Source organism: Roseomonas sp. E05 (assembly GCF_030063475.1).
GTDB lineage: Bacteria > Pseudomonadota > Alphaproteobacteria > Acetobacterales > Acetobacteraceae > Pseudoroseomonas.
Genome location: NZ_JASIRT010000021.1, coordinates 14,733 through 34,329, shown reverse-complemented (window position 1 = coordinate 34,329; position 19,597 = coordinate 14,733). Strand labels below are relative to the sequence as shown.

19 protein-coding genes are annotated in these 19,597 nt (G+C 69.6%); 12 read left to right on the top strand and 7 right to left on the bottom strand.

Translation table 11 applies throughout. The features are described 5' to 3' along the window. Nucleotides 1–8 precede the first annotated feature (8 nt). The gene (locus tag QMO56_RS18250) at nucleotides 9–1,130 is read right to left on the bottom strand and encodes a DNA topoisomerase IB (protein WP_283528047.1); all 1,122 of its coding nucleotides are present in this window, start codon (nucleotides 1,128–1,130) and stop codon (nucleotides 9–11) included. Between the two features lie 184 nt (nucleotides 1,131–1,314). On the opposite strand from QMO56_RS18250, the gene QMO56_RS18245 reads away from it, so the two are divergent. Continuing rightward, nucleotides 1,315–2,337 carry an SDR family oxidoreductase gene (locus QMO56_RS18245; protein WP_283528045.1) on the top strand — a complete coding sequence of 341 codons (1,023 nt, stop codon included), beginning with the start codon at nucleotides 1,315–1,317 and terminating at the stop codon, nucleotides 2,335–2,337. A 15-nt stretch (nucleotides 2,338–2,352) separates the two neighbouring features. Here QMO56_RS18245 and QMO56_RS18240 read toward each other — a convergent pair whose 3' ends face one another. Next, nucleotides 2,353–3,003 carry a Crp/Fnr family transcriptional regulator gene (locus tag QMO56_RS18240; RefSeq protein ID WP_283528043.1) on the bottom strand — a complete coding sequence of 217 codons (651 nt, stop codon included), beginning with the start codon at nucleotides 3,001–3,003 and terminating at the stop codon, nucleotides 2,353–2,355. Nucleotides 3,004–3,518: 515 nt separating this feature from the next. Next, a complete protein-coding gene (locus QMO56_RS18235) occupies nucleotides 3,519–4,499 on the bottom strand; it encodes a TerC/Alx family metal homeostasis membrane protein (RefSeq protein ID WP_283528041.1) in 981 nt (326 codons plus the stop codon). Nucleotides 4,500–4,851: 352 nt separating this feature from the next. Here QMO56_RS18235 and QMO56_RS18230 point away from each other — a divergent pair, with 352 nt between their 5' ends. From QMO56_RS18230 to QMO56_RS18210, 5 genes are all read left to right on the top strand, one after another. Then, entirely contained in the window at nucleotides 4,852–5,124 is a 273-nt protein-coding gene (locus tag QMO56_RS18230) for a twin-arginine translocase TatA/TatE family subunit (protein WP_283528127.1), read from the top strand. A gap of 180 nt (nucleotides 5,125–5,304) precedes the next feature. Next, complete coding sequence (locus tag QMO56_RS18225) at nucleotides 5,305–5,922, top strand: methylthioribulose 1-phosphate dehydratase (RefSeq protein ID WP_283528039.1); 618 nt, start codon at nucleotides 5,305–5,307, stop codon at nucleotides 5,920–5,922. Further along, a complete protein-coding gene (locus QMO56_RS18220) occupies nucleotides 5,919–6,458 on the top strand; it encodes an acireductone dioxygenase (protein WP_283528037.1) in 540 nt (179 codons plus the stop codon). Before QMO56_RS18225 ends, QMO56_RS18220 begins: the two co-directional genes overlap by 4 nt. 2 nt (nucleotides 6,459–6,460) lie before the next feature. Further along, nucleotides 6,461–7,180: an acireductone synthase gene (gene mtnC, locus QMO56_RS18215; protein ID WP_283528035.1), complete on the top strand. Its 720-nt coding sequence runs from the start codon at nucleotides 6,461–6,463 to the stop codon at nucleotides 7,178–7,180. 28 nt (nucleotides 7,181–7,208) lie between these two features. Further along, nucleotides 7,209–8,198: a magnesium transporter CorA family protein gene (locus QMO56_RS18210; protein WP_283528033.1), complete on the top strand. Its 990-nt coding sequence runs from the start codon at nucleotides 7,209–7,211 to the stop codon at nucleotides 8,196–8,198. Between the two features lie 48 nt (nucleotides 8,199–8,246). On the opposite strand, the gene QMO56_RS18205 is transcribed toward QMO56_RS18210, so the two are convergent. Further along, nucleotides 8,247–9,428 carry a M20 family metallopeptidase gene (locus tag QMO56_RS18205; RefSeq protein ID WP_283528031.1) on the bottom strand — a complete coding sequence of 394 codons (1,182 nt, stop codon included), beginning with the start codon at nucleotides 9,426–9,428 and terminating at the stop codon, nucleotides 8,247–8,249. 279 nt (nucleotides 9,429–9,707) lie between these two features. Here QMO56_RS18205 and QMO56_RS18200 point away from each other — a divergent pair, with 279 nt between their 5' ends. Next, complete coding sequence (locus QMO56_RS18200) at nucleotides 9,708–10,172, top strand: response regulator (RefSeq protein ID WP_283528029.1); 465 nt, start codon at nucleotides 9,708–9,710, stop codon at nucleotides 10,170–10,172. A gap of 102 nt (nucleotides 10,173–10,274) precedes the next feature. Here the strand turns inward: QMO56_RS18200 and QMO56_RS18195 are convergent, their stop codons facing one another. Then, entirely contained in the window at nucleotides 10,275–11,696 is a 1,422-nt protein-coding gene (locus tag QMO56_RS18195) for an amidase (RefSeq protein WP_283528027.1), read from the bottom strand. Between the two features lie 124 nt (nucleotides 11,697–11,820). Then, nucleotides 11,821–12,900, bottom strand: coding sequence for a pyrimidine utilization protein A (gene rutA, locus QMO56_RS18190; protein WP_283528025.1), 1,080 nt, complete (start codon nucleotides 12,898–12,900; stop codon nucleotides 11,821–11,823). A gap of 125 nt (nucleotides 12,901–13,025) precedes the next feature. Between rutA and QMO56_RS18185 the strand changes: the two genes are divergently transcribed. Then, entirely contained in the window at nucleotides 13,026–13,925 is a 900-nt protein-coding gene (locus tag QMO56_RS18185) for a polysaccharide deacetylase (RefSeq protein ID WP_283528023.1), read from the top strand. A 125-nt stretch (nucleotides 13,926–14,050) separates the two neighbouring features. Here QMO56_RS18185 and denD read toward each other — a convergent pair whose 3' ends face one another. Then, nucleotides 14,051–15,028 (bottom strand): D-erythronate dehydrogenase, encoded by a 978-nt coding sequence (denD, locus tag QMO56_RS18180; RefSeq protein ID WP_283528021.1) that lies wholly within the window; start codon nucleotides 15,026–15,028, stop codon nucleotides 14,051–14,053. Between the two features lie 68 nt (nucleotides 15,029–15,096). Between denD and QMO56_RS18175 the strand changes: the two genes are divergently transcribed. From QMO56_RS18175 to QMO56_RS18160, 4 genes are all read left to right on the top strand, one after another. Continuing rightward, nucleotides 15,097–16,296, top strand: coding sequence for a diaminopropionate ammonia-lyase (locus QMO56_RS18175; protein WP_283528019.1), 1,200 nt, complete (start codon nucleotides 15,097–15,099; stop codon nucleotides 16,294–16,296). A gap of 68 nt (nucleotides 16,297–16,364) precedes the next feature. Beyond that, a complete protein-coding gene (locus QMO56_RS18170; protein ID WP_283528017.1) occupies nucleotides 16,365–17,705 on the top strand; it encodes an extracellular solute-binding protein in 1,341 nt (446 codons plus the stop codon). Nucleotides 17,706–17,781: 76 nt separating this feature from the next. After that, nucleotides 17,782–18,666 (top strand): ABC transporter permease subunit, encoded by an 885-nt coding sequence (locus tag QMO56_RS18165; protein ID WP_283528015.1) that lies wholly within the window; start codon nucleotides 17,782–17,784, stop codon nucleotides 18,664–18,666. A 14-nt stretch (nucleotides 18,667–18,680) separates the two neighbouring features. Continuing rightward, entirely contained in the window at nucleotides 18,681–19,595 is a 915-nt protein-coding gene (locus QMO56_RS18160; RefSeq protein WP_283528013.1) for an ABC transporter permease subunit, read from the top strand. Nucleotides 19,596–19,597 lie beyond the last annotated feature (2 nt).

The following is a 19,597-nucleotide window of genomic DNA, read 5'->3' as shown; positions in this document are numbered from 1 at the left end:
GGCGGCCCTCAGGCCGCCTCCGTCGCGGCGGCGAGGCGCTCGCGCAGGAAGGCGAGCACCGCCGCCTCCTCGGGCTTCAGCTCCGCCAGATCCTCCCGCAACTCGGCCTCCACCTCGCGGCGGACCTGCACGAGCAGCGCGCCCTCCAGGTAGCTGCCCACCACTTCCGGATGGACGTAGCACTTGCGGCAGATGGTGGGCGTGTTGCCGAGCCGCGCTGCGGTGTGCTCGATCGCTGCCTTCACGTTGCGCTTCGCCGCGGCCTTCGTATCAAAGTGCTCGAACTCGGCGAGCGCCATGGCGGCAAGCACGGTGCCGGCCCAGGTGCGGAAGTCCTTGGCGGTGATGTCGTGCCCGGTGGCGGCGCGCAGGTACTCGTTCACATCGGCCGAATCGATGGCCTGCCGTTCGCCATTCTCGTCGAGATACTGAAACAGCGTCTGGCCCGGCAGGTCCTGGCAGGCCCGCACCACCTTGGCGACGCGCCGGTCGCGGATGGAGAGGCGCCATTCCTTGCCGCTCTTGGCCCGGAAGGCGAAGCGCAGCGCGCTTCCCTCGATCGCCACATGGCGGTCGCGCAGGGTGGTCAGGCCGTAGCTTTTGTTCGCCTGGGCATAGTCCTCGTTGCCCACGCGGATGAGCGTGGTGTCCAGCAGGTGGACGACGGTGGCGAGCACCTTCTCCCGCCCCAGGCCGCGCTTCGCCATGTCGTCCTGGACGCGCGCGCGCAGCGCCGGCAGGCTGCGGGCGAAGTCCATGATGTGCTGGAACTTCGTGGCGTCCCGTGCCGCCCGCCAGTCGGGATGGTAGCGGTACTGCTTGCGGCCCTTGGCGTCGCGCCCGGTGGCCTGGATGTGGCCGTCGGGGTAGGGGCAGATCCACACCTCGGTCCAGGCGGGCGGGATGGCCAGGCTGCGCACCCGCTGGAGCACCGCCTTGTCCCGCACCGTCCGACCTTCGGCGTCGCGGTAGGTGAAGCCGCTGCCGCTGCGCCGCCGGGTCAGGCCCGGCATCTCGTCGGAGACGTAGCGCAGCCCGGCCGCGGCCGCCTCGGCCTTCGCCTCGGGCGGCGGGGCAGGGGAGGCGTGGCGCTGGGGTGTCGCGACCGCCGTGGCGGCTTCGGTGAGCATGATCGAGGCTCTCGCTCTATGTCGCCTGAGTTGCAGGAGCTGAACGCAGGAGAGCTATGGCTGGTTCCGCCTGGCCTGGCGTGCGCACGGTGCGGGAACCTCGCCCCGCCCGGCCGGTAGTGAAAGGGAAGGGCTGCCCCTGCGGGCGGTCCTCCCTTCCGTCCAGCAGGAGAGAAGCGCTGCCATGTCCGACCGTCCTGCCGCGTCCCGCCCTGTCCTGGCCATCACCGGAGGCTCCTCCGGCATCGGCCGCTGTACCGCCGCTCTCTTCGCGCAGCGGGGATGGGATGTCGGGCTGATCGCGCGCGGGGAGGCCGGGCTGGAGGCCGCCCTGGCCGATGTGCGCCGCGCCGGAGGGAAGGGCTGCGCGGCTGCCGCGGATGTCTCGGATGCGGCGGCGCTGGAGCGGGCCGCCACGGAGATCGAGGCGAAGCTGGGGCCGATCCAGGCCTGGGTGAACGATGCGGGAGTGAGCGCCTATGGCCGCTTCATGGACCTTTCGGAGGAGGACTATCTCCGCGTCACCCAGGTCACCTATCTCGGCGTGGTGAACGGTACGCGGGTTGCGCTGCGGCGGATGCAGCCGCGCAACCGGGGCACCATCGTCAATATCGGCTCTGCCGTGGCGATGCGGGCAGTTCCGCTGCAATCCGCCTATTCCGCGGCGAAATACGCCGTCGCCGGCTTCACCGAGGCGGTGCGGGCCGAGCTGTTGCACGACAACAGCGCGGTGCATCTCGGCATCGTGCACCCGCCCTCGACCAACACACCCTTCTTCAACCACGCGGCTTCGCGCCTGAAGGATGGCGTGCCGCGCCCGCCGCCGCCGGTCTATGAGCCCGAGATCGTGGCGGAGGCCATCCATCTCGCCGTCACCAGTCGTCGGCGCGAGGTGAAGGTGGGCGGCCAGACCGTCGCCTTCGGCCTGGCCAATACCGTGATGCCGGGCGTGCTGGACTGGGCGCTGGGCCGGTTCGGGCCGGAGATGCAGGTCTCCCATTCGGCGCAGGCGAAGGACCAGCGCGAGGAGACGCTGTTCCGCCCCTCCGCCACTCCATCGCCGGTGCATGGCGCCTTCGGGCAGGAGGCCCTGCGTCACAGTCCGCAGATGGCGCTGAACCGCTCGCCGGGGTTGGCGACGATGCTGCTGGGGCTGGGCGCGCTTGGCGTGCTGGCCTGCTTCGCCGGGCCGCCAAGGCGGCGCTAAGCAAGGGGCGGTGGTTCAGGCCTTCGCCGTGATCACCGGCGCCTCCGCCGGTGCGATCGACCAGCCGGCCAGTTCCTCCATTTCGGGCCGGTCCAGGATCTCCAGCCGGCCCTTTTGCAGGGAGGCCACCTCCTCGCGCCGCAGGGTCGCCAGGGCGCGGTTGGCATGCTCCACGGAGAGCCCCAGCGCGTCGGCCAGATGCGCCTGCTTCAGCGGCAGTGGCGCGCCGGTGCGGTCGGCGCCGCCGCGGCGCTGCAGCCGGGTATGCAGTTCCAGCAACAGGTGCGCCACTCGCCCCACCGCGTCGCGTCGGCCCAGGCTGGTCAGCCGCTCCCGTAGCCGTGCCCGGTCACGCGAAAGTCCATCGGCGTAGGAGAGGGCCAGGCCCGGATCGCGCCCCATGAACTCGCACAGGCGATCCCGCGACAGGGCGCAGAAGCTGGCATCGGTCAGCGCGGAGACCTCGGCACCGTCCTCGCTGCGCTCGACAAGGTCGCCGGGCAGGTGGAAGTCGAGGATCTGCCGGCGCCCGTCGGTCGTCGTGGTCCAGGAGAAGGCCCAGCCGGCATAGAGGGTGAACACGCCGTCCCGGATCACCTCGTTGGCCCGCACCAGCCGCACGGCCGAACGGACGCGCGCGATCTCCCCCACCTGTGCCTGGGGCACAACCCGAAACAGGGCGAAAGGCCGGACCGCGCAGGCAGAACAGCTTCCGGGCAGGGGTGTCAAGTTGGGTTTTACCGACATGACGCCGTTTTTACGCTGCTTCCCGACCCGGTTCCAGCATTCAAACGGTGCCTGCAACGGAACCCTGGTCTGGCAGCCTGCGAACGGCGGACAGCGGAGCAGGGCTTATGATGTTCCAAGAGGCTGATCGGCCTCGGCGGCGGAGTCGGGCATCCGGTGCGCCGCGGGCCCGAGGGAGGTCAGGCGGGAAACAAAGGGTGCCGCAGATGGCTCAGCCCGGCCAGGAACAGCGCAGTCGGTACAGACAATCAGGGCTTCGGCCCGGTCGGAACGGCTCGCGGAAGTCCTCTGTCTTCTGCATCGAGGAACGCGATGCGGCCCGCAGGAAGGGAACGCGCGGCAGAAGTCCGGTTTGCGGGGCGGGTCCGGGGCCAGGGGCGTCCGCCCCTGGCCCCGCCGGGATTGACCGTGTCATCCCGGACCGCGCCATCCCTTCACTCGGCGGACGTCACGCCTGCCCGCTCGCTCCGCGTCTTCCACAGGGAGAGGATGATCGAGCCGGTAATGATGCCGCCCGTCACCAGCAGGGCATACTCCACCGGCACCGCCTTGCCGCCGGCGTACCAGTTGGCCAGCATCTTGGCGCCGACGATCATTAGCACAATCGAAAGCCCATGCTTCAGGTATTTGAAGCGGTGAATGATGCCGGCCAGGGCGAAGTACATCGCCCGCAGGCCGAGGATGGCGAAGACATTCGCCGTGTAGACGATGAACGGGTCGGTCGAGACGGCGAAGATTGCGGGAATGCTGTCGAGCGCGAAGAACAGATCGGTCAGTTCGATCAGCACCAGCACCAGCAGCAGCGGCGTGACCATCAGCCGGCCGCCCTCCCGCGCGGTGAAGGCATTGCCACGGAAGCCCTCCGTCACCGGCAGGTGGCGGCGCAGCCAGCGCAGCACGGGGCTGTTGGTCGGGTCCGGCTCCTCCTCGGCGGCGCGCAGCATCTTCCAGCCCGACCACACCAGGAACAGGCCGAAGACCACCATCAGCCAGTCGAACTCGCGCAGCAGCGCGGTGCCGACCACGATCATGACGCCGCGCATCAGCAGCGCGCCCAGGATGCCCCAGAACAGCACCCGGTGCTGGTAGGCGGGGGGCACGCCGAACTTCGCGAAGAGCAGGACGAAGACGAAGATGTTATCGACCGAGAGCGACCACTCGATCAGATAGCCGGTCAGGAACTCCAGGCTCTTGGCGCTACGCTCCTCCGGGGAGGCGCCGTAGCTCAGGCGCAGCCAGACGAAGAAGGCGAGGGCCAGGCCGGCATAGGCGGCCGACTTGATGAGGGCGGTGCGCACCGGCACCGGGACGGGGTCGCCCTGGGCGTTTTTCCGGGCGAATACGCCGAGATCCAGCAACAGCAGGCCGAGAACGGCCGCGTTGAATGCGAGCCAGAAAACGGGTGAGGCTTCCATGCCGAACGGTTCTCCTCTCTGAGGCCCGGCCGGACAGAACACCATTCTCCAGGGTGGAAGCGCGCCGGGCCCGATTGCGCGATTAGTCGATCCGACATCGCGAAGGCGGGAGGCACCGGTCAGGCCGGAACACCCGCCGGGTCGCCAGAGGGGCCCGGATCACGGCAAAGATGGACGAATTTTCACGGAATGACAAGAGCCGGTTGTTTCCCGGCGCGATTCACGCCATCTGCTCATTTGCGTGATGGCGGTCGGGACACTACTGTCCTCCATCGAGGCGAGGAGACGCGGTCAGGCCGGCGGGGCCATTCCTTCCAGGCCGCTGGCCGCCCAACTGGATCGAGGCGTGGCTATGGGTTCCTTCAGCATCTGGCACTGGCTTGTCGTGCTGCTGGTCATTCTGCTGCTGTTCGGCGGCGGCAAGATCAGCGGCCTCATGGGCGATCTCGCCAAGGGCATCAAGTCCTTCAAGCAGAACATGAAGGAGGACGATGACGAGAAGGATGCCTCAATGGCGGCGGAGTCGAACCAGCCGCCGGCCGGCAATCTTCCCGGGCCGGCACCGACCCGCCCCACCGGCAGCGCCCAGCCGAACACCTCCAATTCCTCCCACCCCGCGGCCTGAGCCGCGCACGGGACGACCGGCCCGATAAGCCGGAACGCGGCCAGGGTGGCGGAGGCCCCCCTGGCCGTTGTTGTTTCCCCCCTCTGCCGGCGGAAGGCCGGACGGAGCTCCCCTGGCGGAGCGGGCCGGGACTGCGCTATTAGCGCCGCGACCGCCCGCCGCCGCTCCGGAGCGCCCCGCATGACGCTGCCCATCCCTCAGCCCGCCATCGACGCCATCATCGGAGCCGGCCGCCGAATGGACCGGCGCAACTGGGTGCCGGCCACGGCCGGGAACCTCTCGGTGCGGCTGGCGGAGGGGCGGGTGGCCGTCACGCGCTCCGGCATCCACAAAGGCCACCTGACGCCCGAAGCCATCGTGGCGGTGGATCTGCAAGGGCAGCCCGAGGATCCGGCGCTGCGCCCCTCGGCCGAAACCTTGCTGCATTGCGGCATCTATCGCCGCTTCCCCGCGGCCGGGGCGGTGCTGCACGGCCATTCCATCGCCAACACGGTGCTCTCCCGCCGCGCGGGGAAGAGCCTGGATCTGGCCCGCTACGAGCTGCTGAAGGCATTCCCGGGCCTGGCCACCCATGACGCCCGCGTGGCCGTGCCGGTCTTCGACAACGACCAGGACATCCCCCGCCTGCAGGCGGCGGTGGAGGCCCGCTGGGCGGCCCTGGATGTCATCCCTCCGGGCTATTTAATCCGCGGCCACGGCGTCTATGTATGGGCGCGCGAGATGGAAGCGGCGCTGGCCCGGCTGGAGGCGCTTGAATTCATGCTTGAATGTGAACTTCTGGAGGGGAGGATCGGATGAGCCTTCTGACCGTCAGGGATGCCGCCACGGGTGCCGAGCTGCTGCGCAGCAGTGATGCGGCGGAGATCGCCGCGGCGCTCGCCCCCATCAATGTGCGCTTCGAGCGCTGGGAGGTGGCGCCGCTGCCCGCCGGCGCCGCCGCCGAGGATGTGCTGGAGGCCTACCGTCCGCAGCTCGACGCCTTCATGGCCGGCAGCAGCGCCGGCACGGCGGACGTGATCAAGCTCTCGCCCGACCACCCGCAGAAGGAGGCGATGCGGCAGAAGTTCCTCGCCGAGCACACCCACACCGAGGACGAGGTCCGCTTCTTCCACGAGGGCACCGGCAACTTCATCATCCATGCCGAGGGCAAGGTGTTCGACGCGCACTGCACCCGGGGCGACCTGATCAGCGTGCCGGCCAATGCCCAGCACTGGTTCGATGCCGGCAGCGAGCCCTCCTTCACCGTGCTGCGCGTCTTCACCGACACCAGCGGCTGGACGCCCCACTACACAGGCACCGACATCTCCGAGCGCTTCCCGGCGGTGACGGAGTGACGGTGGCGCCGGTCAGTGCCGTCCTGACGGATATCGAGGGCACCACCAGCGCCATCGCCTTCGTGAAGGAGACCCTGTTCCCCTTCGCGGAGCGGGCGCTGGACGCCTTCCTGGACGCGCATGGCGCGGAGCCCGAGGTGGCGGCCTGCCTGGACGCGGTCCGCCAGGCCGCGCGGCCGGGGGAGGAGCCCCGCGCCGCACTGCGCCGCTGGATGGCGGAAGACGCCAAGATCGGCCCGCTCAAGACGCTGCAGGGCATGATCTGGCGCGACGGCTTTCTCAGCGGCGAGGTGACCGGCCATCTCTGGCCGGATGTGGCGCCCTGCCTGCGCGCCTGGTCGCGCGCGGGGATCGGGCTCTACGTCTATTCCTCCGGCTCGGTGGCGGCGCAGAAGCTGCTCTTCGGCCATTCCCCGGCGGGCGACCTCACCGGCCTGTTCAGCGGCTTCTTCGACACCGCCGTGGGCGGCAAGCGCGAGGCGGCCAGCTATGCGGCCATCGCCCAGGGCCTGCACCGGCCGGCGGGCGAGATCCTGTTCCTCTCCGATGTGGCGGAGGAGCTGGATGCCGCCGCCGCCGCCGGGCTGCAGGTCTGTCAGCTCGTGCGCCGGCAGGACGGCACGCAGCCCAGCCCGCGCCATCCGCAGGCGCCCGACTTCCCCGCGGTGGCCGGACGCTTCAGGCTGCCCGCCCCATCCCTTTCGGCCGGCGCGGCCGCCTGAGACCGATCAGCCCCGGAGGCCGCACCGCATGATGACCACCTACACGGTGCGCGACGGGCGGACCGTCCAGGGAGAAGGCATCCCCTCGGCCGAGGAGCTGCGCGCCGCCGTCTGGATCGACCTGCTGGCGCCGACACGGGCGGAGGAACAAGCCGTCCAGGCGGCGCTGAACCTGGAGATCCCGACACGGGAGGAGATGCAGGAGATCGAAAGCTCCTCGCGTCTCTACAAGGAGGAGGTGGCGCTCTTCCTCACCGCCAACTTCCTCTATGGCGTGGACCAGGGGGAATACGGCTCCACCGCCATCACCTTCGTGCTCGCGGAAAACAACGTCGTCACGGTGCGCTACGCCACGCCCAAGGCCTTCACCGCCTTCGCGAGCCGGGCGATGCGCACGCCGTCATTGCTGCAAAGCCCGGACGGCGTGATGCTCGGCCTGTTCGAGCAGGTGGTGGACCGGCTGGCGGACGTGCTGGAGCGCGTCGGCGCTGACATGGACCGCGCCAGCCGGGCCGCCTTCCGCAACGCCCGCAGGCCCGCGAAGGTGAAGGTCAAGGCGCGGGACGCCGAGATGAAGGACGTGCTGATCGCGCTCGGTGAAGTGGGCGAGGTGACCAGCCGCGCCAACGAGACGCTGCTCGGCCTCTCCCGCATCCTCACCTTCGTCGGCGCCGAGAAGTCCACCGCCGTACGCAAGGAAAACAAGACCGGCATCAAGACGCTGATGCGCGACGTCCGTTCCCTGGTCGAGCACGCGGCCTTTCTCAACAACAAGGCCAACTTCCTGCTCGATGCGGTGCTCGGCATCATCAACATCGACCAGAACGGCATCATCAAGACCTTCACGGTCGCCAGCGTGGCGCTGATGCCACCGACCCTCCTGGCCAGCATCTACGGCATGAATTTCGCCCACATGCCGGAGCTGCAATGGCATCTCGGCTATCCGCTGGCGCTGCTGGTGATGGTGGTGAGCGCCATTCTTCCCGTCTTCTACTTCAAGCGCAAAGGCTGGCTCTAGCACGGCGCCGCGCGGCTTCCGGGAGGATTGCTCCTCCCGGCCTTCGCCTCAGAGGCCGGCGCCCTCCAGTTTCAGGATGGCGCGCGCAAGGGCCTGGGCGCGCGGCACCAGGGTCGCGACCTCCAGATACTCCTCCGGGCTGTGCGCCTTGCCGCCCACCGGCCCGACGGCGCAGAGCGTCGGCGCGCCGACCGCCGCGGTGAAGCCGCTGTCGGCGCAGCCGCCGGCGAACTCGCCCATGGTCTCGAAGCCGCTCTCTGCCGCGGCCGCCTTGTAGATGCCGAAGACCGCATCGGTGCCCGGGTTCTGCGCCAGCGGCAGGAACTCGCCGCGGATGGTCAGGCGCGCACGCGTGCCGGGCACGAAGCTCTTCTCCACGATGGCGTGGATGCGACCCATGATGTCGTCGCGGTCCTCGGGGTGGATGTAGCGCAGGTCGATCTGCCCTTGCGCCCAGGGGGCCACCGTGTTCACGCTCTGCCCGCCCGAGACCAGGCCGACATTCAGCGTGATGCCGCGCGGGATGTCGGTCAGCGCATGGATCGCCTGCACCTTGCGCGCCAGCTCCTCGATGGCGCTGATGCCGGCCTCGAAGTTGCCGCCGGAATGCGCGGCCTTGCCCTCGATGTCCATCACCATGAACACGCCGCCCTTGCGGCCGGTGACCACGGCGCCGGAGGGGCGGCCAGGCTCGGAGTTGAAGACGACGCGGGCCTTGCGGGCCTCCGCCTCGATCACCGGGCGGCCCTCGGGCGAGCCGATCTCCTCGTCGCCGGTGAACAGACCGACCAGCGGGCCGGGCGCGCCGCCGAACTGCGCGAAGGCGGCCAGCACGAACATGTTCTGCACCAGCCCGGCCTTCATGTCACAGACGCCGGGACCGGTGGCGATACCGTTCTCGATGCGGAAGGGGCGGCGCTCCGGTTCACCCTTGGGGAACACCGTGTCGCGATGGCCCATCAGCACGATGTTGCGCCGCGCATTGCCGGAGGCCGCGGAGTCGCCGCCCGCCACCATGGCGCGCAGGCAGTCGCCATGCTTCTGGCCGGGGACCACCTCCACCGGGATGCCGTATTGGGCGCAGAAGGCTTTCACGCGCTCGCCCACCGCATCCACGCCGGCTTTGTCGTAGCTGCCGCCGTCGATGTTCACCATCGCCTCCAGCTCGGCCAGCATCGCCCCTTGCTGGGCCGCCAGCCATTCCGTGATCCGTGCTTCGCTGGCGCTCATCCGCCACTCTCCTCGATGCTGCAATCGCGCTCACAAGGTGACGAATTCGCCGCCCGGCGTGAAGCCGGCGCGCAAAGGTGTTCGCGAGGGAATGGACAGGGCTGGGGAAGTTGGCTACCGCGCTGGGGGATCGGGCCGGTGGAAGAGGGCGTGTCCGCGGCGCCCTGGCGTGGCGGAGTCGCGCATCCGCCATCCGGGCCCCATGTTTCTGGACGGCACAACGCGGAGGTACGTACCTTGACCCAGGCTGACCGTCCCCCTTCCCAGGAAGACGCGACCATGCATCAGGCCGGCGCCGTGCCACGCAGCCTCTCCGCCGCAGCCACCACCGAGCCGGGGGAGGGCGGCCAGGGCTGGCCTGCCGGCAGCGTCGTGCTGGTCGTTGAGGACGAACCGCTGATCTGCATGAACCTGACGCAGATGCTGGAGATGATGGATTTCCAGGCGCCTGGCCTCAGCCGCGCCGAGCAGGCGCTGGACTGGCTGAAGGCGAATCCTGCTCCGGTGCTGATGATCACCGATGTCACCCTGCCCGGAATGGACGGCATTGCGCTGGCCGCCGCGGCGCGGGAGCTGCATCCGGGCCTGCCGGTGCTGCTGGCCAGCGGCCATGCCCAGGCCAGCATGAGGCTGCCGGCGGCACTGCAAGAGGGCGTCGGCTTCCTCCCCAAGCCCTACTCCATGCGGCAGCTGGAGAGCGCCGTGCGCGAGCTTGAGGAGAAGACGCGGCCGGGCGGCGGCTAATAAGCCGGGCGCGCGGCGCCTGCCCGCGCGCCCCTCAGCCCCTCAGCCCCTCAGCCCCTCAGAGCCCCTCAGCCCCTCAGAGCCCCTCAGCCCCTCAGCGCCTCAGTGCGCGTGGTGCGCGCAGGCCTGCACCTCGGGCTTCGGTGCCGGCAGGGTCACTGCCCGCTCGATCGCCCGTGCGGCGCGGAAGCAGAGGTCGTCCCGCAGTTGCGCCGCCGCGAACTGCACGCCGCGCGGCATGCCGTCCTCATCGGTGCCGAAGGGCACGGTGATGGCCGGCTGGCGCGTCAGGTTGAAGGTGAAGGTCCAGGGCGCCCAGTCGCGCCACAGCGCCTCGGTCGGCTTCAGCGTCGGCGCGTCCGCGTCGAAGGCGGCGGTCGGCGTGGTCGGGCAGAGGACCAGGTCGTATTTCTGGTGGAAGCGCGCCATCGCGTGCGCCGCCTCGGTGCGCAGCGCCTCGGCGCCCAGGAAGTCGATGGCGGCCATCCCGCCCTCGCGTTCAGCCACCTCCTCCAGCCCCTTGTCGAGCAGCGCGCGCTTCTCCGGGGCCATGGTCTTGACCAGCCGCGCCAGGGCCACGCCCCAGACCCGGCCGAAGATCTGCCTGGTGTCCGGCAGCTCGGGCTCGGCGTCCTCGACGATGGCGCCCTGCTCGGAAAGGATGCGCGCGGCGGTCAGCACGGCAGCCTCGCCCTCGGCGTCGATCGGCGGCGCATAGCCCAGCCTGCGCACCACCGCGACGCGCAGTCCGGCCACACCATCCTCGATGCCCGCGCGCCAGTCGCGCGGCTCGTCATGCAGGCAGTAGGGATCGCGGATGTCGCCCTGCGCCATGGCGGAGAACATCAGCGCCGCGTCGCGCACCGTTCGGGTCATCGGCCCGGCGCAGGAGACCTGGCCGAAGGCGCTGTGCGGCCACTGGGGAATGCGGCCATAGCTCGGCTTCAGCCCGACCAGCCCGCAATAGGCGGCAGGGATGCGGATGGAGCCGCCGGCATCGGTGCCGACATGCAGCGGGCCGAAGCCCGCGGCGCCCGCTGCCCCGGTGCCGGAGGAGGAGCCGCCGACGGTGCGCTGGGAGTTCCAGGGGTTGCGGGTGATGCCATGCAGCGGGCAGTCGCCAGGGGTCTTCCAGCCGAACTCGGTGGTGGTGGTCTTGCCGAGGATGACGGCGCCGGCGGACTTCAGCCCGATCACGGCGGGGGCATCCTCGGCGGCCGGGGTGGTGTCGCTGGTCTTGCTGCCGCGGCGGGTGGGGAAGCCCTGCAGGTTCAGCAGATCCTTGACCGTGACCGGCACGCCGTCCAGCGGTCCCATTGGGCGGCCGGCGGTCCAGCGGGCCTCGGATTCGCCGGCCTGGGCCAGCGCCTTGGGGTTCAGCACGGCGAAGGCGTTCACCCAGGGATTGTAGCGCGCCACCCGCTCCATCACCGCCTGCAGCGCCTCCACCGGGGAGAGGCGACGGCGCGCATAAAGGGCCAGGAGCTGCTCGGCCGACATCAGGGCCGGATCGGTATCGGACATGCTGGATTCCGCCTAGAGGAAGCTGGGCCGGGGCAACAGGCGCCCGGCCCATGCGCAACTTGCCCCGACGGCCGCCCTGGTGCCAGTGCGGGGATGCACGATCCGCCCCGCCGGGAATGCCGCCTCAGACGGGTTCCGGCACCCGCGCCCGGCTCCGCATCAGCGGCTGGATGCGCTGGCCGAACTGGTCGAGGCCGATCAGGAAGTCGTCGAAGGTCAGCATCAGGCCCTTCACGCCCGGCACGGCCGCTGCCTCGTCCAGCATCCGCGCGACGCTGGCATAGGAGCCGACCAGCGTGCCCATGTTGAAGTTGATCGGCGAGGCGCCGACCACCATGGCCTTGGCGCTGGAGGTGGCGTCGGCCCGGGTGTCCTCGCCGGTGCGGGCGCCGAGCCAGGCCAGCGCCTCCGTGTCCGCCCCGGCCAGGTAGTGCCGCCACTTGGCCATGGCGGCTTCGTCCGTCTCGTCGGCGATCACCATGTAGAGCATGTAGGTGCCGACATCGCGCCCGGTGCGGGCGGCGGCCTCGATCAGGCGCGCGGCCAGCGGCGCGGCCTTGGCCGGCTCGTTGACGCCCTGGCCCAGGCAGAAGTTGTAGTCGGCGTACTCGGCGGCGAATTGCAGGCCGCGTTCGCTCTGCCCGGCGGCCACCACCTTGATCGGTGCCTGCGGACGGGGGCTCAGCTTGCAGTCGTCCATCTGGAAGTGGGTGCCCTTGAAGTCGGAGCGCCCCTCTGCCCAGAGCTCGCGCATGACCTGCACGTATTCCGTGCTGTAGTCGTAGCGCTTGGCGAAATGCTCCTCGCCCGGCCAGAGCCCCATCTGGCTGTATTCGGTGCGCTGCCAGCCGGAGACGATGTTCACGCCGAAGCGGCCACCGGAGATGCTGTCGATCGTCACCGCCATGCGGGCGACGATGGCGGGCGGCAGCGTCAGCACGGCGGTGGAGGCGAAGAGGCGGATACGGCGGGTGACGGCGGCGAGCCCTGCCATCAGCGTGAAGCTCTCCAGCCCGTGGTCCCAGAACGCGGTCTTGCCGCCGAACCCGTGCAGCTTGATCATCGAGAGGGCGAAGTCCAGGCCGTAGCCCTCGGCCTTCTGCACGATCTGCCGGTTCAGGTCGAAGCTCGGCATGTACTGCGGAGCGTTCTCCGAGATCAGCCAGCCGTTGTTGTTGATCGGGATGAAGACGCCGACATCCATGAGCGGTTCTCCATGGCTTGCAGGATCGCTTCGCAACCGCAGCAACTCCCGTGCCAGGGCCGGGGGTTTCCATGCCGCGCCGGCGGACGCAGGATCGGCCTTCCCTTGCCACACGGAGTCCCGCGATGACCGATCAGCCCGCCAAGAAGCCTTGGGAATGGCCGGAGGAGCACTGGCGCCACATCGTCAGCCGCGCCTATGGCGGCCGCAGCCTGGCGCCCAAGGCCTGGCCGAACGGCGCGCGCTGCTGCGTGGCGCTCTCCTTCGACGCCGACCATGAGACCGGTCCACTGCGCGATTCCGACGAGAGCCCGATGCGCATCAGCCAGGGCCAGTACGGCTCGCGCCAGGGCATGCCGCGCATCCGCCGGCTGCTGGACCAGCACGGCATCAAGGCCAGCTTCTTCTACCCGGCGGTTTCTGCGCTGCTGCACCCGGAGGAAGTGCGCGCGGTGGCGGATGACGGCCACGAGATCGGCATCCATTCCTGGATCCATGAGGCGAACACCGGCCTGCCGCCGGGCGTGGAGCGCGAGCTGACGCTGCGCGCCGCCGACACGCTGGAGAAGGTCTCCGGCCGCCGCCCCGTCGGCATCCGCACCGCGAGCTGGGATTTCTCGGTGGATACGCTCGACATCATCCGCGAGATGGGGCTGCTCTACGACAGTTCGCTGATGGCCGACGACGAGCCCTACGAGCTGCTGGCGCATGGCGAGCCGACCGGCGTGGTGGAACTGCCGCCCGAGTGGATCCGCGACGACGCACCCTACATGAACATGCTGCGCTTCTCGGCGATCCGCCCCTATACGCCGCCCTCCGGCGTGGAGGAGATCTTCCGCGCCGAGTTCGACGGCGCCTATGCCGAGGGCGGCACCTTCCTGCTGACCATGCACCCCCATGTCATCGGCCACCGCAGCCGCATCGCGCTGCTGGAGCGGCTGGTCGAGCACATCAAGGGCCATGAGGGCATCTGGTTCGCCACGCATGCCGAGCTGGCGCAGTGGTGCAAGGAGCAGGCGAAGTAAGAAGAAGGCCGGGGGAAAGAATTCCCCCAGACCCCCATCTTCTTTCTTCAAGTTTGCCGCACGCCTTGAACTGACAGAAAAAAGATGGGGGGGTCGGGGGGAATTCCTTCCCCCCGATCTTTTTCTCACCCGTTGGCGCGTTCCGCGCGCGTGGCCTCCAGGTCGTCCTCGATGAAGGCGCGCACCACCTCCGCCAAAGGTTCCTGTTCCGAGAAGCCCAGGCGCTGCGCACGCTCCGCGGTGAAGGCGGCGGGCCAGCCGGAGACGATGGCCTGGATCGCCGTATCCGGCACGAAGCTGACCAGCTTGCGGGCTTCCTCCGGCAGCGCAGCGAGCATCTGTGCCACCGTTACCGAGGCGCCGGGTGGGTTGATGCCGCGGTCCAGGCCGAGCGGGGCCGTGTCCATGGACGCGGCATAGAGGAACCACTCCACCGCACGGCGCGGCGAGCAGATCCAGACGGCGAAATCCTCCTCCACCGGGCAGGTGGTGGAGAGGCCGAGCAGCGGCTCGCGCAGCACCGCCGAGACGAAGGAGGAGGCCGCCTTGTTCGGCCGCCCCGGCCGCACCATCACCGTGGGCAGGCGAATGGAGACGGCATCGAGGAAGCCGCGGCGCGTGGCGTCCTGCAGCAGCAGCTCGCCGACGGCCTTCTGCGCGCCGTAGGAGTTGGCGGGGAGCTGGCGCCCGTCATCCGGCACCATGGCCCGCTGTCCGCCGCCGAAGCTCGCCACCGAGGAGGTGAAGACCACGCGCGGCGGCCTGGGGAGGGTGCGGCAGGTGTCGAGCACCGCCAGCGTGCCGTGCAGGTTGACCCTCATGCCGAGGTCGAAATCCGCCTCGGCCGCGGCGCTGACCACGGCGGCGAGATGAAAGATCACTTCCGTCTGCGGCGGGATGGCCTCGGCCAAAGCAGTGCGGTCGGTCACGTCTCCGGCGAGGGTACGGATGGGGAAGGGGGCCTCGGCCGGCGGAACGGGCGTATTCAGGTCGAACAGGGTGAGGGCGGTGACGCGGCGGCCGTCCAACTGGCCGTCCCGCGCCAGCCGTGCCGCCAGCTTGCGGCCGAGGAAGCCGCCCCCGCCGAGAATGGTGATGTGCATAATTTCCTCGCCTCGGTTGCCGATTCCGCCAGATTGCCGCGCGGCGCGTGCCGGGCCAAGCTGCGGGAATGATCCCGCATCGTCCCTTCCGCCTCTTCGTCAACCCGCATCATGGCACGCCCGGCGTGGTGGTGCTCCCCGAAAGCGGGTTCCGCCGCGCCGCCACCGAGATCGCCGCCTGGCCGGGCTATGCGGTGACGCCGCTGCACCCGCTGCCGGAGATCGCCGCGGGGTGCGGCATCGCGGCGCTCCACTATAAGGACGAGGGCAGCCGCTTCGGGCTGGGCAGCTTCAAGGCGCTGGGCGGCGCCTATGCCGTGGCGCGGCTGCTGGTGGCCGAGCTGGCGAAGCGCGGCGTGGCCAATGCGGCGCGTGTCAGCGAACTGCTGGAAGGCCGCTATGCGGACGCCACGCGCGCCATCACCGTGACCTGCGCCACGGACGGCAACCATGGCCGTTCGGTCGCCTGGGGCGCGCAGCGCTTCGGGGCGCGCTGCGTCATCTTCGTGCATGAGGGGGTGAGCCAGGGACGGCGCGACGCCATCGCCACCTATGGCGCCGAGATCCGCGTCGTGCCCGGCACCTATGACGACGCGGTGCGCGAGGCCGCCGCCACGGCGGAGCGGGAGGGCTGGTTCGTCGTCTCCGACACCTCCTATCCCGGCTATACCGAGGTGCCGCGCGACGTCATGCAGGGCTACCGGCTGATGGCGGAGGAGGCCCTGGCCGCGCTATCGGAGGCGCCGACGCATGTCTTCGTCCAAGGCGGCGTGGGCGGCGTCGCGGCGGCGGTTTCGGTGCAGCTGCGCGCCCGCTTCGGCCCCGGGCCGCGCCTGGTGGTGGTGGAGCCGGAGAAGGCTGCCTGCCTGCTGGCCAGCGCCGAAGCGGGGCAGGCGGTCGCCGTCCCGGGCGAGCTGGACACGCTGATGGCGGGCTTGGCCTGCGGCGAGCCGAGTCTGCTGGCCTGGCAGGAGCTGGAGCGCGGCGCCTTCGCCTTCATGGCCATCAGCGACGACACGGCCGTGGAGGTGATGCGCCTGCTGGCGGCCCGCAGCCCCGCCATCGTGGCGGGGGAGAGCGCGGTGGCCGGCCTCGCGGGCCTGCTGCTGGCCGCCGCCGACCCCACGGCCCGCGCGGCACTCGATCTGGACGCCCAGAGCCGCGTGCTCGTCTTCGGCACCGAGGGTGCGACCGACCCGGAGCTTTACGCCCGCCTCGTTGGCGTGTCGTCTCCGGACAGTCATCAGGCTGTCAAGCCGGTGTCATGAGCCGCCGCTAATCCCCGCTCCGACGGGGCGCCCTGGCTGCGCCCTCTTCGGGAAGATCGGGGGATCGCATGAAGTTTCGTCTGACGGCGCTGGCCGCCGGCCTTGCGCTGACGCTCGGCGCGCCGGCCGCCCAGGCGCAGCAGCGCCAGGGCTTCACCTTCTGGTACGGCCTCACCGGCCAGCTCAGCGACGTGGTGCAGGAGGTCTGCAAGCGCTTCAACGACAGCCAGCAGCAGTACCAGATCACCTGCACCAGCCAGGGCGACTACGCCAAGGCGCTGCAGAACACCATCGCCGCCTTCCGCGCCGGCGAGCAGCCGACCATCGTGCAGGTCTATGATATCGGCACGGCCGACCTGATGCTCTCCGGCCAGTACGTGCCGGCGCGCGCGCTGATGTCGGAACAGGGATACGACGTCGACTGGAGCAACTACATCGCCCCGATCGCCGCCTATTACGCGAACTCGAAGGGCGAGATGCTGTCCTTCCCGTTCAACTCCTCGACGGCGGTGATGTACTGGAACCGTGCCGAAGGCCGGAAGGTCGGCTTCGAGAATCCCCCCGCCACCTGGGAGGATCTGCACAAGGCCCTGGTGGCAATGAAGCAGGCCGGCAGCGCCTGCCCGATGTCGATGGACTTCGACAGCTGGGCGCTCTTCGAGCAGTTCACCGCCGCTCACAACATTCCCGTCGCCAGCAAGGACAACGGCTATGGCGGGCTGGACGCCGAGTATGTGTTCGACAATCAGCCGCTGGTGAAGCAGCACTTCAACAACCTGCTGAACTGGTACAAGGACGGGCTGATCAAGGTCCGCACGCCCGAGAGCGGCCAGAACGTCATCGCCTCCTTCGCGAGTGGCGACTGCAACGTGACCTTCGGCTCCATCGCCAGCCACCAGACGGTGCGCCTGACCGCAAAGGAGGGGCTGGACTGGACCCCCGCGCTGCTGCCCGTCTATGCCGGGCATGAGCGCTACAACACGCGCGTCGGCGGGGCTTCGCTCTGGGCGCTGAAGGGCCGGCCGCAGACCGAGTACAAGGGGGCGGCCGCCTTCTTCGCCTTTCTCGCCACGCCGGAGAGCGAGGAATTCTGGTCCACCAGGACCGGCTACGTGCCCGTCACCCGCACCGGCTATGAGCGGATGAAGGACGAAGGCTTCTTCGAGCGCCCGGAGAATGTCGGCCGCGAGGTCGCCATGAAGAGCCTGCTGCTGCGGGAGCCGACGCCGCTGACCAAGGGCCTGCGCCTCGGCAACCTGACGCAGTTCCGCGCGGCTTACGCGAACGAGATGCAGGCCGCCTTCGCCGGCCAGAAGAGCATGGATCAGGCGCTGGCCTCCCTCCAGGAACAGGGCAACCAGCTGCTGCGCCGCTTCCAGCAGACCTATCGCGGCAAGACGCTGCCCTGACCGGCCACTGAGCCTGCTCCCCGCGCCTGCCGTCCCTGGCGCGCGCGGGGCCTTTCCTCCGCCGAACGAGGTCGCCTTGGAACGCCGCGCCACCTTCCGCTCGCCGCTGCTGCCCTGGCTGCTCGTGCTGCCGCAGCTCCTGATCATCTTCGTCTTCTTCTACTGGCCCACGGGCGAAGCCTTCCACTGGGCCTTCACCCTGGAGCAGCCTTGGGGCGGTGGCCGGCAATGGGTCGGCTGGCAGAACTTCCAGGAGATCTTTGGCAGCGCCGCCTATTGGTCCTCGGTGCGGACCAGTCTGACCTATGCCTTCGGTACGTCCGCGCTGGCCATCCTGATCGCATTGCTGCTGGCGCTGTTCATCGACCGCGAGGTGCGCGCCAGCCGCGGCTGGCGCGTGGCGCTGATCTGGCCCTACGCCATCGCCGCGCCAGCCATCGGCATGATCTTCCGCTTCGTCTTCGACCCGCGCGCCGGCGTGTTCAGCACGCTCAACGCGCTCTGGCCCGGCGCCTGGGACCCGGCGCTGAACGGCACGCACGCCATGCTGATGCTGATCCTGGCCGGCGCCTGGCAGCTCGTGGCCTACAACTTCGTCTTCTTCCTCGCCGGGCTGCAATCCATCCCGCGCCCGCTGATCGAGGCGGCGGCGATGGACGGCGCCGGGCCGCTGCGGCGGATGCGCGACATCCAGGTGCCGCTGCTGGCGCCGACCTTCTTCTTCCTCGTCGTCATCAACCTGACGGACAGCTTCACCAACAGCTTCGGCCTGGTGGACATCATGACCGCAGGCGGGCCGGCGCGCGCGACGGAGATCATGGTCTACAAGATCTATGCCGACGGCTTCAAAGGCCTCGACTACTCCGGCGCGGCCGCCCAGAGCATCGTGCTGATGGGCCTCGTCATCCTGCTCACCGTCATCCAGTTCCGCTTCGTCGAGCGGAAGATGCACTACCGCTGAGGCGAGGGGGAACCATGGTTGAGCGCCGTCCCTGGCTCGATGTCTTCACCCATATCGTGCTGCTGCTCTCGGCGGTGGCGCTGCTGGTGCCGGTCTGGCTTGCCCTGGTCGCCGCGACGCAGGACGTGGCGGGCGTGAACAGCGTGCCCATCCACTGGCTGCCGGGCGGGCACCTCGCCGACAACCTCGCGGAGGCCTGGCGGCGCGGCGGCTTCGCCACGCGCTTCACCACCAGCCTGATCGTCGCGGTCGGCGTCACGGTCGGCAAGATCGTGCTGGCCATGCTGGCGGCCTTCGCCATCGTGTTCTTCAGCTGGCGGGCGCGGGTGCTGGTCTTCTGGGCCATCTTCATCACGCTGATGCTGCCGCTGGAGGTGCGCATCGTGCCGACCTATGCGGTGGCGGCCAATGCGCTCGCCCCCTTCCAGGCGATCCTGGACGCGACCGGCCTCACCGGCCTGATCGAAACGGTGAGCGGCATCCATGTCGCGCTGCAATGGCGGCTGCTGAACTCCTATCCCGGCCTGATCCTGCCGCTGATCGCCACGGCCACCGGCACCTTCCTCTACCGCCAGTTCTTCCTGACCATCCCGGAGGAGCTGGTGGAGGCCGCCAAGATGGACGGTGCCGGGGCGCTGCGCTTCCTGTGGGACGTGCTGGTGCCGCTCTCCCGCACCACCATGGCGGCGCTCGCCACCATCATGTTCGTCTATGCCTGGAACCAGTATCTCTGGCCGCTGCTGGTCACCACCGAACCGGAGCGCAGCACGGTGATGGTGGAGCTGTCGCGCATGGTGCCGCGCGGCGACGGGCTGCCGGAATGGAACATCGTCATGGCCGGCGCCCTGCTGGCCATGCTGCCGCCGCTTGCCGTCGTGGTGCTGATGCAGCGCTGGTTCGTGCGCGGCCTCGTTCAGACGGAGAAGTAGCC

Bases quoted from the DNA above. Each gene is read 5' to 3' on its own strand.
- QMO56_RS18250 (WP_283528047.1), bottom strand. From the start codon at position 1,130: ATGCTCACCGAAGCCGCCACGGCGGTCGCGACACCCCAGCGCCACGCC.
- QMO56_RS18245 (WP_283528045.1), top strand. From the start codon at position 1,315: ATGTCCGACCGTCCTGCCGCGTCCCGCCCTGTCCTGGCCATCACCGGA.
- QMO56_RS18235 (WP_283528041.1), bottom strand. From the start codon at position 4,499: ATGGAAGCCTCACCCGTTTTCTGGCTCGCATTCAACGCGGCCGTTCTC.
- QMO56_RS18230 (WP_283528127.1), top strand. From the start codon at position 4,852: ATGGGTTCCTTCAGCATCTGGCACTGGCTTGTCGTGCTGCTGGTCATT.
- QMO56_RS18225 (WP_283528039.1), top strand. From the start codon at position 5,305: ATGACGCTGCCCATCCCTCAGCCCGCCATCGACGCCATCATCGGAGCC.
- QMO56_RS18220 (WP_283528037.1), top strand. From the start codon at position 5,919: ATGAGCCTTCTGACCGTCAGGGATGCCGCCACGGGTGCCGAGCTGCTG.
- QMO56_RS18210 (WP_283528033.1), top strand. From the start codon at position 7,209: ATGATGACCACCTACACGGTGCGCGACGGGCGGACCGTCCAGGGAGAA.
- QMO56_RS18205 (WP_283528031.1), bottom strand. From the start codon at position 9,428: ATGAGCGCCAGCGAAGCACGGATCACGGAATGGCTGGCGGCCCAGCAA.
- QMO56_RS18200 (WP_283528029.1), top strand. From the start codon at position 9,708: ATGCATCAGGCCGGCGCCGTGCCACGCAGCCTCTCCGCCGCAGCCACC.
- QMO56_RS18195 (WP_283528027.1), bottom strand. From the start codon at position 11,696: ATGTCCGATACCGATCCGGCCCTGATGTCGGCCGAGCAGCTCCTGGCC.
- rutA (WP_283528025.1), bottom strand. From the start codon at position 12,900: ATGGATGTCGGCGTCTTCATCCCGATCAACAACAACGGCTGGCTGATC.
- QMO56_RS18185 (WP_283528023.1), top strand. From the start codon at position 13,026: ATGACCGATCAGCCCGCCAAGAAGCCTTGGGAATGGCCGGAGGAGCAC.
- denD (WP_283528021.1), bottom strand. From the start codon at position 15,028: ATGCACATCACCATTCTCGGCGGGGGCGGCTTCCTCGGCCGCAAGCTG.
- QMO56_RS18175 (WP_283528019.1), top strand. From the start codon at position 15,097: ATGATCCCGCATCGTCCCTTCCGCCTCTTCGTCAACCCGCATCATGGC.
- QMO56_RS18170 (WP_283528017.1), top strand. From the start codon at position 16,365: ATGAAGTTTCGTCTGACGGCGCTGGCCGCCGGCCTTGCGCTGACGCTC.
- QMO56_RS18160 (WP_283528013.1), top strand. From the start codon at position 18,681: ATGGTTGAGCGCCGTCCCTGGCTCGATGTCTTCACCCATATCGTGCTG.